Source organism: Mycobacterium hippophais, from assembly GCF_027529605.1.
Taxonomy (GTDB): Bacteria; Actinomycetota; Actinomycetes; order Mycobacteriales; family Mycobacteriaceae; genus Mycobacterium; species Mycobacterium arseniciresistens.
In genome coordinates, this window is record NZ_JAPZPY010000001.1 from 620,702 (window position 1) to 634,046 (window position 13,345).

Genomic DNA, 13,345 nt, shown 5'->3' on the forward strand with positions numbered 1-13,345 from the left:
GCTAGGCCGCCTCTTCCTTGCCGGAGAATGATTTGAAGATCAACCGCAGGGCGAAGCTGGCGATGATCATCGTGAAGATGACGACCACCACGCCCATGGCCGCCGCCTGCCCCATGTCGAAGCCCAGGAACGCGCGCTGATAGATGTAGAACGGCAGGTTGGCACTGGCGACACCCGGCCCGCCCTGCGTCATCATGAAGATCGCGTCGAAGGTGTTGACCAGGTACACCGCGCCGAGCACGACGCCGAGTTCGATGAAGCGCCGAAGGTGCGGCAGCGTCAACTCCCGGAAGAGCTGGATCGCCGTCGCCCCGTCGACCCGGCCTGCCTCGAGCTGGTCGCGAGGCATGGACGTCAGGCCGGCCAGGATCAGCAGCATCATGAACGGCGTCCACTGCCAGATCAATTCGACCATCACCATGGCCAACGGGAACTGACCGATCCAGTCGACCGGGCCGATTCCCACCAGCGACAGCGCCCAGTTGAGGATGCCGTTGTTGGGGTCGAGGATCGTCGTCTTCCAGACCAGCGCACCCGCGACGGGTGTGATGAGGAACGGGGTGATCAACAGCGTGCGGACCACACCGCGGCCGAGGAACGCGCGATCTAGCAGCAGCGCGATTCCCAGTCCGAGCGCCGCCGAGATCAGCACCACCCCGACGATCAGGATCACGGTGTTGCCCGCCACCGACCAGAACTGGCTGTCCTGGACGACCGCGAGGTAGTTGCTGAACCCCACGAACTGCCGCGAGCCGGGCCGCACCAGGTTCCACGACAGCGTGGAGTAGTAGAGCGTGAACAGGAACGGCACCTGCGTCACCGCGATCATGAAGATCAGAGCGGGAAGCAGCGGACCTCGCCGTCGCCATCCCTCGGCCCGACTCACGCCGACGTCCTGGGCCTCCTTGATCTTTCGAACCCGTTCGGCGACGGCTTTCTCGTCGGCCGCGGCCGTGGACTCGGAGGTTACCGAAGTTGTAGTCATCACTTCTCCTGGTAGCTCTTGCCGACGACCTCGGCATACAACTGTGCTTGCTCGAGCGCGTCGTCGACGGACTTCTGCCCGGCGATCGCCGCACTGATCTGCTGGCTCACCCGCGTCCCCAGGTCCTGGAACTCGGGGATGCCGACGAACTGGATGCCGGTGTACGGCACCGGCTGCACGGTCGGCTGGTTCGGGGTGGCGCTCTCGATCGACTTCAGTGTCAACGGGCCGTAGGACTTCGAGATCGCCTCGTACTCCGGCAGTTCGGTGTAGGTGGAGGTGCGGCTACCCGGTGGCACCCGCGCCCAGCCCAGCTTCTCGCCGACCAGCTTCATGTAGTCCTTGCTGGTCATCCACGAGATGAACTTCCACGCACCGTCGGGATTCTTGGCCGCCTTCGGGATGCCGAGCGCCCAGGTGTACAGCCAACCGGAGTTGGGCTTCTCGACGATCGGCGCAGGCAGGTAGCCGATCTTGCCGACGAGGTCCGGATAGGTCTGCGGATCCTCGAGCACCGACACCGCCGACGTCGCGTCGTACCACATCGCCGTCTGGCCCTGGCCGAAGAGGTTGGCGCATTCCTGGAATCCGGTTGAGGAGGCACCCAATTCGCCGGATTCCTTGATGGTGTTGACGTAGAAGTTGACGGCCTCTTTCACCTCGGGGCTGTTGAGCTGGGCGTTCCACTGTTCGTCGAACCAGCGGCCGCCGAAGGTGTTGATCACCGTGTCCAGAGGTGCGAGCACCTCACCCCAACCCGGCTTGCCGCGCAGGCAGATCCCGGCCCGGTCGCCGGTCTTGAGGGTTTTCGCCCAGCCTGCGACTTCCTGCCAGGTGGGCTGGTAGTTCGGATTCTGGTCGACCTTGATGCCGGCCTGCTCGAAGAGGTCTTTGCGGTACATCAGGAACGACGATTCGCCGTAGAAGGGAACCGAGTACATGTTGCCCTCGTAGGACAGCGACTCCCGCAGCGACGGGATGAAGTCCTCCTCGTCGTACCCTGGCGTGTTCTTCGCGTAGTCCGAGAGGTTGAGCAACCAGCCGTCCCTGGCCCACTGCGGGGTTTCGAAGTTGCTGATCATCGCGACGTCGAACTGACTCCCACCCATGGCCGTCGACATGGTGATCTTCGCCCGGGCCTGGTTCTCCGAGAGCGAGATGAATTTCAGCTTGACGCCGGGATTCTCCTTCTCGAACTCGGTCGACAGCTCCTGGGCGTCGGCCATCTGCGAGTTGGACACCAGGGCGATCGTCACCTCGTTGTCCGATGCGCCGAGACTGCCCGCGCCCGCGCAACCGGCGGTGAACGTCAGCCCGACCGCGGCGGCGCACGCCGAGAACCGGTGTAGAACTCTCCGTCGAGTCTTCACACTGACCTACCTTTCACTGCCCGGTTACCGGGCGAGTAGCCAACGGGCACAATCGATGTCACACACGAGTAATTTCGCGAGACCGCCACGAAGGGCTGCCAGCGTGGCCTGGTGCTTGCCTGCGCCACTGGAGATCAGCAGGGTCTTCTTGCACGCCCGCACGTCCTCCAGCGGAACGGACACCGCACGGGCCTGCAGTTCGCTGTCGACGGGCCGGCCGTCGGCGTCGAAGAACCGTCCGCCGATCTCGCCGACGGCGCCCATCGATATCAGCTCGTCGAGCATCCGGGTGTCCAGGAAGCTGCCCTCGAACAGCGTGGTCGAGGTGGAGACGGCACCCACGCCGAACAGCATCACGTCGGCGCGCCTGCCGGCTTCCAGCGTGCGCGAGATCATCGAGTCACTGCGCATGGACGCCACCGTCGACGGGTCGGCGTACAGCGGGGCGGGTAGCCGGATGGTGTTGGCGCGCAACGTGTCCGCACAGCGGCTGAGGATGAGCTCGACACCGGTCTGGTAGGCGGCGCTCGACATCGAGCCGTCGAGCTGGACCACGGCACGGCAGGTGGCCACACCGGCGGTCAACGCCGTCGCCACCGCCACCTGCTCGGGCCCCCAGGTGAAGCCGAGCACGTCGTTGGGGGTGAGGCGGCGCATCAGCAGCGCCGCGGCGGCGCGGCCGACACTGGCGTAGGCGGGCGGGCGGCCGGGTGCACCGATGTCCACACCGTGCCCGGCGACCACCACCTCGGTGAGGCCGAACCGCTGCTCGAGTTCGCGCTCCTCCTCGGCGTGCAGGTCGTCGCTGAGGTCGGCAGGCACCACCACCTCGATGCGGACCAGGCCGCGGGCCTTCGCGCGGGCCACCAGCCGGCCGGCCGTCGGGCGCGAGACGCCGAGGCGTGCGGCGATCTCGGCCTGGGTGAGGCCGTCGAGGTAGTAGAGCGTCGCGGCGCGAAGAGCCAGCCGAAGGTCCTCGGGCTGGACGCGATGCGCCGTCGCGGCACGATCCGGCGTCGACACCGTCATTCCTCCACCCCGCTTTCGCGTCTTCACCGTGAGCATTTGCTCAGGGGTGCGTGTAGATGCTCATCACGTTAACATGATGGGTGTGACGCAGACAACACTTTCTCCGGACCAGCGGATGCGGGCCGCCGTGCTGGTCGAACCCGGGACGATCGCGATGCAGGAGCGGCCGGTGCCCACACCGCAGGCCGGTGACGTGCTGGTCAGGGTCGCATCAGTCGGGGTCTGCGGTTCGGACACGCACTACTACCGGCACGGACGGGTCGGTTCGTTCGTCGTCGAATCGCCGCTGGTGCTGGGCCACGAGGCGTCGGGCACGATCGTAGGCGTCGGCGACGGGGTGGACCCGGCGCGAATCGGTCAGCGCGTGTCGATCGAGCCGCAACGCCCCGACCCCGACACCGTGGAGACCCGCAGCGGCCACTACAACCTGTGCCCGCACATGCAGTTCTATGCGACGCCGCCCATCGACGGCGCGTTCTGCGACTACGTCACCATCGGCGCCGCCTTCGCGCACGCGGTGCCCGACACCGTGTCCGACGACGCCGCGGCGTTGTGCGAGCCGCTGTCGGTCGGCATCGCCGCGGTTCGCAAGGCCGAGGTGACCGGTGGTTCCCGGGTGCTCATCGCCGGCGCAGGCCCGATCGGCGTCGTCATCTCCCAGATCTGCAGCGCCTATGGCGCCACCGAGATCGTGGTGAGCGATCCCGACGAGGCACGGCGGCGGCAGGTGCTGGGCTTCGGCGCGACCGCGGCGCTCGACCCGACGGCCGGGCCGATCGGCGACCTCGGTGTCGACGCGTTCATCGACGCCTCCGGCGCGCCGTCGGCGGTGACGGCCGGTATCCGTGCGGTGCGGCCGGCAGGCACCGTCGTGCTCGTCGGATCAGGCGCCGAGACGATGGAGCTGCCCACCCAGGTGATCCAGAACCGCGAGCTGATGCTGACCGGGGTGTTCCGCTACGCCAACACTTGGCCGACCGCGATCGCGCTGATCGAGTCCAAGCGCGTCGACCTCGATGCGATGGTGACCGCCCGGTTCCCGCTGGAACGGGCCGCCGAGGCACTGGATGCCGACCGCACGCCGGGTAGCGTCAAGGCAGTGGTGACCGTGTCATGAAGCTCAATGCGTCGACACTGGCGCAGCTCGAGATCCCCAAGCCCGAGTACGACCGCGCGGCAACGACTGTCGGCATCGTGCACTTCGGCGTCGGCGGATTCCACCGGGCGCACCAGGCGATGTACGTCGACCGCCTGCTCGGCGAGGGCGCCGCCTCCGAGTGGGCGATCTGCGGAGTCGGCATCCTGCCCGGGGATCGCAAGATGGCCGACGTGATGGCCGCCCAGGACGGCCTCTACACGCTGCTGCTCGAGAAGCCCGACGGCACCCGCGAGGCCCGAGTGATCGGCTCGATCGTCGACTACCGCTTCGCGCCCGACGACCCGGAGGGCGTCGTCGAACTGCTCGCCGCACCTACCACGCGCATCATCTCGCTGACCATCACCGAGGGCGGCTACCACCTCGACTCGCTGCCTGAGGTCAACGTGTTCGGCCTCGTCGCCGAGGCGCTGGCGCGGCGACGCGACCGGGGCGTGGCGTCGCCCACCATCGTGTCGTGCGACAACATCGAGGGCAACGGCGACGTCGCCCGCGCGGCGTTCACCGGGTACGCCGACCGCGTGCATCCCGGGCTGTCCGAGTGGATCACCGAACACACCCGCTTCCCCAACTCGATGGTCGACCGCATCACCCCCGTCACCACACCGGAGGTGATCGCCACCGTTGCAGACGAATTCGGCGTCGACGACGAATGGCCGGTGGTCGCCGAGCCGTTCACGTCCTGGGTGCTGGAGGACTCGTTCTCCGACGGCAGGCCGCCGTTCGAGGACGCCGGCGTGCTGCTGGTCGACGACGTGACGCCCTACGAACTGATGAAGCTGCGGCTGCTCAACGCCGGCCACCAGGCGCTGTGCTACTTCGCCTACCTGTCCGGCTACCGGCTGGTGCACGACGCCGCGGGCGATCCGCTGATCGCCGAGTTCCTGCGTCAGTACATGGATTCCGAGGGAACCCCGACGCTGAAGCCGGTGCCGGGGATCGACCTGCCCGACTACAAACGGACCCTGATCGAACGCTTCGCCAACCCCGGCGTTCGCGACACCGTCGCCCGGCTGTGCTTCGGGTCGTCGGACCGTATCCCGCAGTGGTTGCTGCCGGTGATCCGGGAGAACCTGAAAAGCGGTGCGCCGGTGCGACTCTCCGCGGCGGTGGTGGCGAGTTGGGCCCGCTACGCCGAGGGCGTCGACGAACAGGGCGAACCGATCGACGTCCAGGATCAGCGCGCCGAGACGTTGATACCGCTGGCCAAGGCGCAGTACGACAACCCGCTGGCGTTCCTCGAATACACCGACCTGTTCGGTGACCTCGCCGAGCAGTCACGCTTCGCCGAGGCCTACACGTGGGCGCTCGAGTCGCTGCACCGCGACGGGGCGCGGGTCACGCTGGAGAGGCTGGTGAGCTCGTCATGACCGAACGCGCGCTTGTGATCGGTGAGGCGCTGATCGACATCGTCGAACGCGACGGCGCCGTCGAGGGCGAACACGTCGGCGGCAGTCCCCTCAACGTGGCCGTCGGCCTGGCGCTGCTGGGCCGCGACGTCGACTTCCTCACCCACATCGCCGATGACGACCGCGGCCGCCGCATCGTCGAGCACGTCGAACGCTCGGGAGTGTCCATGGTCGCGGGGAGCATGACCGCGTCGCACACCCCCACCGCGCTGGCCACCCTGGACGCCGACGGCCAGGCGAAGTACGAGTTCGACATCGACTGGCAGCTGTCGGGCACACCGGAGGTGGCGCCGCCGCTCGTCGCGCACACCGGGTCGATCGCCACGGTGCTGGAACCGGGGTGTCGCGCAGCCGTGGCGCTGCTGGACGCCTACCACCTCTCGGCGACGCTCACCTTCGACCCGAACGTGCGGCCCTCGTTGATCGACGACGACGCCACCGCCCGGACTCGCATCGAGCGACTGGTGGAGCGCTGCGACGTCGTCAAGGTCAGCGACGAGGACCTGCAGTGGCTCGACCCGGGTCGCACGCCCAAACAGATCGCCCGGACCTGGCTGGGCCTCGGCCCGTCGGTGGTGGCGGTGACGATGGGTGGCCGAGGGGCCTTCGCGATGTGCGAGGCGGGTACGGCGCGCGTGGCCGCGCGGCCGGTGCAGGTGATCGACACCGTGGGCGCCGGCGATGCATTCATGGCCGGCATGATCGACGCGCTCTGGACGCAGGACCTGCTCGGCGCGGACCGGCGTCACGACTTGCGCCGCATCAGCCTCGACGCGCTGCACACCATGTTGCAGACGGCGGCGCTGTCCTCGGCGTTGACCGTCGCCAAGGCCGGCGCCGACCTACCGGACCGCGCAACCCGCGACGCGGCCCTCGACTCGCCCTGGCAGTGAACTCCCCGGCGCGGATCTGAGCCGCCACGAACGCACCTTGAGCCAGGCTCATCGCCTTTCCGTGCTGTTTGCCGCCATACTGGCAACATGCGTTCCATCTGGAAGGGATCGATCGCCTTCGGCCTGGTGAACGTGCCGGTCAAGGTCTACAGCGCGACCGAAGACCACGACATCAAGTTCCACCAGGTCCACGAGAAAGACAACGGCCGCATCCGCTACAAGCGGGTCTGCGAGGTCTGCGGTGAGGTGGTGGAGTTCCGCGACATCGCCAAGGCCTTCGAATCCGACGACGGCCAGATGGTCATCATCACCGACGAGGACATCGCGACCATGCCCGAGGAGCGCAGCCGCGAGATCGAGGTGCTCGAATTCGTGCCTGCCGCCGACCTCGATCCGCTGATGTACGACCGCAGCTACTTCCTGGAGCCCGAGGGCAAGTCGTCGAAATCCTATGTGCTGCTGGCGAAGACACTCGCCGAGACCGATCGCGTCGCCATCGTGCACTTCGCATTGCGCAACAAGACGCGCCTTGCCGCCCTGCGCGTCAAGGACTTCAGCAAGCGCGACGTGATGGTGATCCACACGCTGCTGTGGCCCGACGAGATCCGTGACCCCGACTTCCCGGTGCTCGACAAGGAGGTCGACATCAAGCCGGCCGAGTTGAAGATGGCCGGCCAGGTGGTCGAGTCGATGACCGACGACTTCAATCCCGACCGCTACCACGACGACTACCAGGAGCAGCTGCGCGAACTGGTGCAGGCCAAGCTCGAGGGCGGCGAGGCGTTCGCGGTCGAGGAGCAGCCGACCGAGCTCGACGAGACCGAGGACGTGTCCGACCTGTTGGCCAGGCTGGAGGCGAGCGTGAAGGCGCGTCGCGGCGGTTCCGGCGGGAAAGCCGACGACGACGGCGACGGCGACAAGCCGGCCAAGAAGGCCCCCGCGAAGAAAGCGGCGGCGAAGAAGGCACCCGCCAAGAAGGCCGCGAAGAAGGCTCCGGCGAAGAAGGCCGCGGCCAAGAAGTAGTCCCCGCCCGCGAGTGTGAAACGTGGGCGGAATTCGGGCCGATTCTCCGCCCACGTTTCACACTCGCGAGGGTCACCCACGACGAAGGCTGTAACCGCGCCGTCGTACTAGAACGTGTTCCAGAAATCGCCCACCAAGCGTCCGCGGCCTTGTTACGGTGTCGCCCGGCGACAGAAGTGGAGACGACGTGATCCTTGACAGATTCCGGCTCGACGACCAGGTGGCGGTGGTGACCGGAGCCGGTCGCGGGCTGGGCGCCGCGATGGCGGTGGCATTCGCGGAAGCCGGTGCGGACGTGGTGATCGCGGCCCGCACGCAGTCTCAACTCGAGGAGGTGGCGGAGCAGATCGCCGCGACCGGCCGGCGCGCCCACGTCGTCGTCGCCGACCTCGCCCGCCCCGAGTCCACGGCCGAACTCGCACAGGCGGCTGTCGAGGCCTTCGGCAAACTAGACATCGTCGTCAACAACGTCGGCGGCACCATGCCGAACGCGCTGCTGAGCACCTCCACCAAGGACCTGCGTGACGCGTTCACGTTCAACGTCGCCACCGCCCACGCGCTCACCACGGCCGCCGCCCCGCTGATGCTCGAACACTCCGGCGGCGGCAGCATCATCAACATCACCTCGACGATGAGCCGGCTGGCCGGCCGTGGCTTCGCCGCGTACGGCACCGCCAAAGCTGCACTCGCGCACTACACCCGCCTGAGCGCGCTGGACCTGTGCCCGCGCATACGCGTCAACGCGATCGCGCCCGGTTCCATCCTCACCTCCGCGCTCGACATCGTCGCCTCGAACGACGACCTGCGTCAGCCGATGGAGAAGGCCACCCCGATGCGCAGACTCGGCGACCCGCAGGACATCGCCGCGGCCGCGGTGTATCTCGCATCGCCGGCGGGCAGCTACCTGACCGGCACGACGCTCGAGGTCGACGGCGGCCTCACCTTCCCGAATCTCGACCTGCCCATCCCCGATCTGTGAGGACACATCCATGACCATCAGAGTCGCGCAGATCGGCACCGGCAACGTCGGCGGCCATGCGCTCACCCAGCTGATCACCGACCCGCGGTTCGAGCTGGTCGGCGTGTGGGTGTCGTCGGAGGCCAAGGCGGGCAAGGACGCCGCCGAACTGGTCGGGCTGGCCGACGCCACCGGGGTGCTCAGCACGAACGACCTCGACGAGATCCTCGCCGCCAAGCCGGATTGCGCGGTCTACACGGCGATGGCCGACAACCGGCTTCCCGAGGCGCTCGAGGACTACCGGCGCATCCTGTCCGCCGGCGTGAACGTCGTCGGCAGCGGCCCGGTGTTCCTCCAATACCCGTGGCAGGTGCTGCCGCCCGAACTCGTCGACCCGATCGAGACGGCCACCCGCGAGGGCGGCTCGAGTCTGTTCGTCAACGGCATCGACCCCGGATTCGCCAACGACCTGCTCCCCCTCGCGCTGGCCGGCACGTGCCAGCACGTCGAGCAGGTGCGCTGCATGGAGATCATCAACTACGACACCTACGACAGCGCCACGGTGATGTTCGACGTGATGGGCTTCGGGAAGGCGCTCGACGATCTCCCGATGCTGCTGCAGCCCGGGGTGCTCAGCCTGGCATGGGGGTCGGTCGTCCGGCAGCTCGCTGCGGGTCTCGGCATCGAACTCGACGAGGTCAACGAGACCTATGAGCGGGTGCCCGCGCCGGATGATTTCGACATCGCCTCCGGCCACATCGCGAAGGGCACCGCCGCGGCGTTGCGGTTCGAGGTGCGGGGCATCAAGAACGGTGAGGTGGCCGTCGTGCTCGAGCACGTCACCCGGCTGCGCGACGACCTCTGCCCCGAATGGCCGCAGCCGGCACAGGAGGGCGGGTCCTACCGCATCGAGATCACCGGCGAGCCGACGTACGCGCTCGACCTCTGTTTGAGCAGCCCGAACGGAGACCACAATCACGCCGGTCTGGTCGCCACCGCCGCCCGGATCGTGAACGCGATCCCCGACGTGGTGGCCGCCGCGCCCGGCATCAGGACGACGCTCGACTTGCCCCTCAGTACCTGGAAAAGCGCTGTACGCTGACTGAACCCACTCGGGGATCACCGAACAAGAAAGAGCGCGCACATGGGGAGCACCCTCCGCTATCTCACTCCGCTGGTCGCCGCGGGCGGCGCCGTCGCCGCCATCCTGGCCGCGCCGGCCGCCGGTGCCGCGCCCGGCGCGCCGCAATGCGTCAACACCGGTGGCTCAGCGGCTCTGGGCGGCTCGTCGACCGTGTGCCAGTCACCGGGCAACGTGCAGATCAACTCGACTCCGCCCGTCTACGCCTACCCATGGTCCGACGAGTACTACGGCCCGGCCATGATGATCGGCGGTTGGTAGCAGCGCGAACCGCCCGGCCGGCGGCTTGAGCGCCGGCGCTCGGGGTATCGGCATCGAAGCGATGCGGGTGGCCTGGCTTGACGGCTAGGTTTCGGCTAACCTAACTTTTCTATTCGCATTGCCGGATAGAGAAGGGGTTCGTGGGTGCTCCGAGACACCGCCACGCCGCTGAAGCCGGGATTCCTGCTGCTCGGTCCGGCCTTCGTGGCCGCGATCGCCTACGTCGACCCCGGCAATGTCGCCGCCAACGTCAGCGCGGGCGCGCAGTACGGCTTCCTGCTGGTCTGGGTGATCCTGCTCGCCAACGTGATGGCGGGCCTGGTGCAGTACCTGTCGGCGAAGCTCGGGCTCGTCACCGGCCGGACGCTGCCCGAGGCGGTCGCCGACAACACCCGCACCCCGACCCGGATCGCGTACTGGCTGCAGGCCGAACTCGTCGCGATGGCCACCGATCTCGCCGAGGTGGTCGGCGGCGCGATCGCCCTCTACCTGTTGTTCGACCTGCCGCTGCTGGTGGGCGGCGTGATCACCGGTGTGGTGTCACTGCTGCTGCTGGCGGTGCAGAACCGCCGCAGTCAGCAGGTGTTCGAGCGGGTCATCAGCGGTCTGCTGCTGGTCATCGCGATCGGATTCCTCACCAGCCTGTTCGTCGAGGCACCCGCGGCGAGTGACGTTGTGGGCGGCCTGATTCCACGGTTCGACGGCGCGGAGAGTGTGCTGCTGGCCACCGCGATGCTCGGCGCGACGGTGATGCCGCACGCGGTGTACCTGCACTCCGGTCTGGCCCGCGACCGGCACGGCCGCCCGGACGCCGGTGCACCGCGCCGCCGGATGCTGCGCATCACCCGTGTGGACGTCGCGCTGGCGATGCTCGTCGCGGGCGCGGTCAACCTCGCCATGCTGCTGGTCGCCGCCACCAACCTGCAGGGCATGGAGAACACCGACTCGATCGAGGGCGCCTATGCCGCCGTGCAGAACTCGCTCGGCCACACCGTCGCACTGTTCTTCGCGGTCGGTCTGCTCGCCTCCGGGCTGGCGTCGTCGTCGGTCGGCGCCTACGCGGGCGCCATGATCATGCAGGGCCTGCTGCGCCGCTCCTATCCCCTGCTGCTGCGCCGCCTGGTCACCCTGGTCCCGGCGCTCGCCATCCTGGCGATCGGCATCGATCCCAGCCGCGCCCTGGTGGTGTCGCAGGTCGTGCTGTCGTTCGGCATCCCGTTCGCGCTGATCCCGTTGATCCGGCTGACCGCGGACCGGGCGCTGATGGGCGACGACGCCAACCACCGGGTGACCACCGCGCTCGGATGGCTGGTCGCCGTGCTGATCAGCGTGCTCAATGTGGTGCTGATCTACCTGACCGTCCGAGGCTGAGCTCAGGGCTTCCTGGCGAGCTGATACTGCACATTTGCGGGCATCGACGGGCAGTCGATGACGAGGTAAAGCGAACCGTTGTCCAGGGTGGCGTTGCACACCATCCCGCTCTTTCCGCTGGTCACATTGCCGGCGAAGATGTTTCCCTGCAGGCGGAGATCGCCGACGAAAGCGTTCGCACTCGACAGGAACTTCGTACAGTCCGGGCCGCAGTCGCTCAGGATGACCGACATGGTTTTTCCGGGATCCGCGCCTTGGCCTGCGGGTGTGGCCTGGGTGAGGGTCGCGGTGTACATGCCGTCGAGCGGTCCCGCCGATGCGGGTGCGGCCAGACCGACCGTCGCGCCTGCCAGCACGGTGCCGGCCGCGAGCCCCCGAACAATCGACTTCACTGTGTTTCCCCTTGCTCGCCCCGACCCGTCGCCCGGTGAGGCGATGCTCAACAGCCTTGCAGCGAGTACACGACCGCGCCTGCCGAATCCAGCAACAGCCGGCGCAGTACTTGAAGTGTGCATCAATATTGATGGCAAATTCCGGCCCGTGACCGGCCGACCTCGGACGGCGGTCGCCGTTGCTCGCGGTAAAGTCGTGAATCAGTGCTCATCCACACCACCGTCAGAGGCTGATGCGTCCCGCTCACACCTACTTCGCGTACGGGTCCAACCTGTGCGTGCGGCAGATGGCGCAGCGATGCCCGGGCGCCGTCGACCCGCGGCCGGCGACACTGGCCGACCACGACTGGCTGATCAACGAACGCGGCGTGGCCACGGTCGAACCGTTCGACGGCTCACAGGTGCACGGTGTGCTGTGGCGGCTCACCGACCACGACCTGGCCACGCTGGACAGCGCCGAGGGCGTCCCCGTGCGCTACCGCCGCGACCGGATGACGGTGAACACCGACGACGGGCCGGCCGATGCGTGGGTGTACATCGACCACCGGGTGGAACCCGGCCCGCCGCGGCCCGGCTATCTCGAGCGCATCATCGACGGCGCCGAGCATCACGGGCTGCCGCACCGCTGGGTCGAATTCCTCCGGCGATGGGATCCGGCGCACTGGCCGAACCGCCCGAGTTCCGCGAACGGCGAAGGCCCGCAATCGCTTTCCGAGCTGCTCGCCGACCGCGCCGTCGTCGAGGACAGCACGCTGCGGTCGCGCTTCGGGTTCCTCGCCATCCACGGCGGCGGTCTTGAGCAGATGACCGACGTCATCGCCGAGCGCGCCGCCGACGCCGCAGGCGCGTCGGTGTACGTGGTGCGCCACCCGGACCACTACCCGCACCACCTGCCGTCCGCGCGCTACCTCGCCGCACAGTCCCCGCGCCTCGCCGAGTTCCTCGACCACGTCGAGGTCGCGGTGTCGCTGCACGGGTACGGCCGCATCGGCCGCAGCACCCAGTTACTGGCCGGCGGGCGCAATCGCGTGCTGGCCGACCACCTGGCCGAGCACGTCGAGGTGCCCGGCTATCAGGTGGTCACCGACCTCGACGCGATCCCGCGGGAACTGCGGGGGCTGCACCCGGACAACCCGGTCAACAGGGTGCGCGCGGGCGGTACCCAACTCGAACTGACACCGCGGGTGCGGGGCCTGAGCCCGCGCAGCCCGCTGCCGGGCGACGACGGCCTGTCCCCGGCGACGTCGGCCCTGGTGCAGGGGCTGGTCGCGGCCGCACGGAGCTGGCACCCGCCCGCGCCGTAGCGGCCCGGAGATCACATCACCGCCCGCGGCCATCCGTCCGCGCGGCGACTCCG

The 13,345-nt window shown here is 68.2% G+C and carries 13 protein-coding genes; 9 read left to right on the forward strand and 4 right to left on the reverse strand.

Annotated elements, in window-relative coordinates:
- Position 1 precedes the first annotated feature (1 nt).
- From O6P37_RS02990 to O6P37_RS03000, 3 genes are read right to left on the reverse strand one after another with little or no spacing between them, the layout of a single operon-like run.
- On the reverse strand, positions 2-985 hold the full coding sequence (locus O6P37_RS02990; RefSeq protein ID WP_269892656.1) for a carbohydrate ABC transporter permease: 984 nt from the start codon (positions 983-985) through the stop codon (positions 2-4).
- The gene (locus tag O6P37_RS02995) at positions 985-2,355 is read right to left on the reverse strand and encodes an ABC transporter substrate-binding protein (RefSeq protein WP_269892657.1); all 1,371 of its coding nucleotides are present in this window, start codon (positions 2,353-2,355) and stop codon (positions 985-987) included. The genes O6P37_RS02990 and O6P37_RS02995 overlap by 1 nt, the downstream gene beginning before the upstream one ends.
- Positions 2,356-2,379: 24 nt before the next feature.
- Positions 2,380-3,384: a sugar-binding transcriptional regulator gene (locus tag O6P37_RS03000; RefSeq protein WP_269892658.1), complete on the reverse strand. Its 1,005-nt coding sequence runs from the start codon at positions 3,382-3,384 to the stop codon at positions 2,380-2,382.
- A gap of 115 nt (positions 3,385-3,499) precedes the next feature.
- Between O6P37_RS03000 and O6P37_RS03005 the strand changes: the two genes are divergently transcribed.
- The 8 genes from O6P37_RS03005 (at position 3,500) to O6P37_RS03040 (ending at position 11,596) form a co-directional block, all read left to right on the forward strand.
- A complete protein-coding gene (locus tag O6P37_RS03005) occupies positions 3,500-4,501 on the forward strand; it encodes an NAD(P)-dependent alcohol dehydrogenase (protein ID WP_264010819.1) in 1,002 nt (333 codons plus the stop codon).
- Complete coding sequence (locus O6P37_RS03010; protein WP_269892659.1) at positions 4,498-5,910, forward strand: mannitol dehydrogenase family protein; 1,413 nt, start codon at positions 4,498-4,500, stop codon at positions 5,908-5,910. Before O6P37_RS03005 ends, O6P37_RS03010 begins: the two co-directional genes overlap by 4 nt.
- Entirely contained in the window at positions 5,907-6,842 is a 936-nt protein-coding gene (locus O6P37_RS03015) for a carbohydrate kinase family protein (protein ID WP_269892660.1), read from the forward strand. The genes O6P37_RS03010 and O6P37_RS03015 overlap by 4 nt, the downstream gene beginning before the upstream one ends.
- Positions 6,843-6,929: 87 nt before the next feature.
- Positions 6,930-7,865, forward strand: a complete 936-nt coding sequence (gene ku / locus O6P37_RS03020; RefSeq protein ID WP_269892661.1) for a non-homologous end joining protein Ku — start codon at positions 6,930-6,932, stop codon at positions 7,863-7,865.
- Between the two features lie 187 nt (positions 7,866-8,052).
- Positions 8,053-8,844 (forward strand): SDR family oxidoreductase, encoded by a 792-nt coding sequence (locus tag O6P37_RS03025; RefSeq protein ID WP_269892662.1) that lies wholly within the window; start codon positions 8,053-8,055, stop codon positions 8,842-8,844.
- A 10-nt stretch (positions 8,845-8,854) separates the two neighbouring features.
- The gene (locus O6P37_RS03030) at positions 8,855-9,925 is read left to right on the forward strand and encodes an NAD(P)H-dependent amine dehydrogenase family protein (protein WP_269892663.1); all 1,071 of its coding nucleotides are present in this window, start codon (positions 8,855-8,857) and stop codon (positions 9,923-9,925) included.
- Positions 9,926-9,967: 42 nt separating this feature from the next.
- On the forward strand, positions 9,968-10,225 hold the full coding sequence (locus tag O6P37_RS03035) for a hypothetical protein (RefSeq protein WP_269892664.1): 258 nt from the start codon (positions 9,968-9,970) through the stop codon (positions 10,223-10,225).
- Between the two features lie 144 nt (positions 10,226-10,369).
- Positions 10,370-11,596 (forward strand): Nramp family divalent metal transporter, encoded by a 1,227-nt coding sequence (locus O6P37_RS03040; RefSeq protein ID WP_269892665.1) that lies wholly within the window; start codon positions 10,370-10,372, stop codon positions 11,594-11,596.
- A 2-nt stretch (positions 11,597-11,598) separates the two neighbouring features.
- Here O6P37_RS03040 and O6P37_RS03045 read toward each other — a convergent pair whose 3' ends face one another.
- Positions 11,599-12,039 carry a hypothetical protein gene (locus tag O6P37_RS03045; RefSeq protein WP_269892666.1) on the reverse strand — a complete coding sequence of 147 codons (441 nt, stop codon included), beginning with the start codon at positions 12,037-12,039 and terminating at the stop codon, positions 11,599-11,601.
- 182 nt (positions 12,040-12,221) lie between these two features.
- Between O6P37_RS03045 and O6P37_RS03050 the strand changes: the two genes are divergently transcribed.
- Positions 12,222-13,292 (forward strand): poly-gamma-glutamate hydrolase family protein, encoded by a 1,071-nt coding sequence (locus tag O6P37_RS03050; RefSeq protein WP_269892667.1) that lies wholly within the window; start codon positions 12,222-12,224, stop codon positions 13,290-13,292.
- Positions 13,293-13,345 lie beyond the last annotated feature (53 nt).

Bases quoted from the DNA above. Each gene is read 5' to 3' on its own strand.
- O6P37_RS03000 (WP_269892658.1), bottom strand. From the start codon at position 3,384: ATGACGGTGTCGACGCCGGATCGTGCCGCGACGGCGCATCGCGTCCAG.
- O6P37_RS03050 (WP_269892667.1), top strand. From the start codon at position 12,222: ATGCGTCCCGCTCACACCTACTTCGCGTACGGGTCCAACCTGTGCGTG.
- O6P37_RS03010 (WP_269892659.1), top strand. From the start codon at position 4,498: ATGAAGCTCAATGCGTCGACACTGGCGCAGCTCGAGATCCCCAAGCCC.
- O6P37_RS03005 (WP_264010819.1), top strand. From the start codon at position 3,500: ATGCGGGCCGCCGTGCTGGTCGAACCCGGGACGATCGCGATGCAGGAG.
- O6P37_RS03015 (WP_269892660.1), top strand. From the start codon at position 5,907: ATGACCGAACGCGCGCTTGTGATCGGTGAGGCGCTGATCGACATCGTC.
- O6P37_RS03030 (WP_269892663.1), top strand. From the start codon at position 8,855: ATGACCATCAGAGTCGCGCAGATCGGCACCGGCAACGTCGGCGGCCAT.
- O6P37_RS02990 (WP_269892656.1), bottom strand. From the start codon at position 985: ATGACTACAACTTCGGTAACCTCCGAGTCCACGGCCGCGGCCGACGAG.
- O6P37_RS03035 (WP_269892664.1), top strand. From the start codon at position 9,968: ATGGGGAGCACCCTCCGCTATCTCACTCCGCTGGTCGCCGCGGGCGGC.
- ku (WP_269892661.1), top strand. From the start codon at position 6,930: ATGCGTTCCATCTGGAAGGGATCGATCGCCTTCGGCCTGGTGAACGTG.